The following is a 983-nucleotide window of genomic DNA, read 5'->3' on the forward strand; positions in this document are numbered from 1 at the left end:
GGGTGTGCCGCATCGGCCGGAATGTGGCGCGGTAGATCTCGATGTCGGAAAAGCGTTTGACGGCGTCGTCCTCCGACAGGCCGACAGTGCCGATCTCGGGCTGTGAAAAGACGGCGGTCGCGATCGTCTCGTGATCGGGAGCGGTCGGATTTCCCTTGAAGGCGGTTTCGATGAAGCACATCGCCTCATGGATCGCCACCGGCGTCAACTGCACGCGGTTGGTGACGTCGCCGATTGCCCAGATGTTGTCGACATTGGTGCGGGAATATTGGTCGACGGCGATGGCGCCGGTCTTGGTCATCTCCAGTCCGATGCCTTCCAGGCCCATATTCTCGGTGTTGGGAATGCGGCCGATGGCCAGCATCACCTGGTCGACGGTCAGCACCTCGCCGCCGCTGACCAGCGCGTCGAGCCGGCCGTCCGGCCGCTTGCGGATCCATTCGGACACGGAATGGCAAAGGATCCTTATCCCCTTCTTTTCCATGGTTTCGTGCAGCATGCGCCGCAGGTCCATGTCGAACCGGCTGAGGATCTCCTTGCCGCGATAGACCAGCGTCGTGTCGACGCCGAGACCGTGAAAAATGTTGGCGAACTCGACGGCGATGTAACCGCCGCCCTCGATCATGATCGCCCTGGGCAACTCCTTGAGGTCGAAAGCTTCGTTGGAAAAGATGCAATGTTCGTGGCCGGGCAGCGCCGGATGCGCCGCCGGGCGGCCGCCGGTGGCAATCAGGATCTGGTCTGCTGTGACGGTGCGATCCTCACCCAGGAGATGCACGACATGCGGATCGACGATCATGGCGCGCGAGTGGAAGGTCTCGCCGCCGGCGCCCTCGACGTTCCTGACGTAGATCGCCTCCAGCCGGCTGATCTCGCGATCCTTGTTGGCGACCAGCGTCTGCCAGTCGAAACTGGCTTCCGGCACCGTCCAGCCATAGCCGGCGGCGTCGGCGAAGTGCTCGGGAAATTGCGAGGCATAGACG

At 62.9% G+C, this 983-nt stretch carries 1 protein-coding gene; it reads right to left on the bottom strand.

The genetic code is table 11. The features are described from left to right. The coding region (locus EN969_RS32825; protein ID WP_127419822.1) for an FAD-dependent oxidoreductase at window positions 1–983 on the bottom strand (983 nt) is incomplete at both ends.

It is taken from the genome of Mesorhizobium sp. M7A.F.Ca.CA.003.01.2.1, assembly GCF_003998945.1.
GTDB classification, from domain to species: Bacteria; Pseudomonadota; Alphaproteobacteria; order Rhizobiales; family Rhizobiaceae; genus Mesorhizobium; species Mesorhizobium ciceri.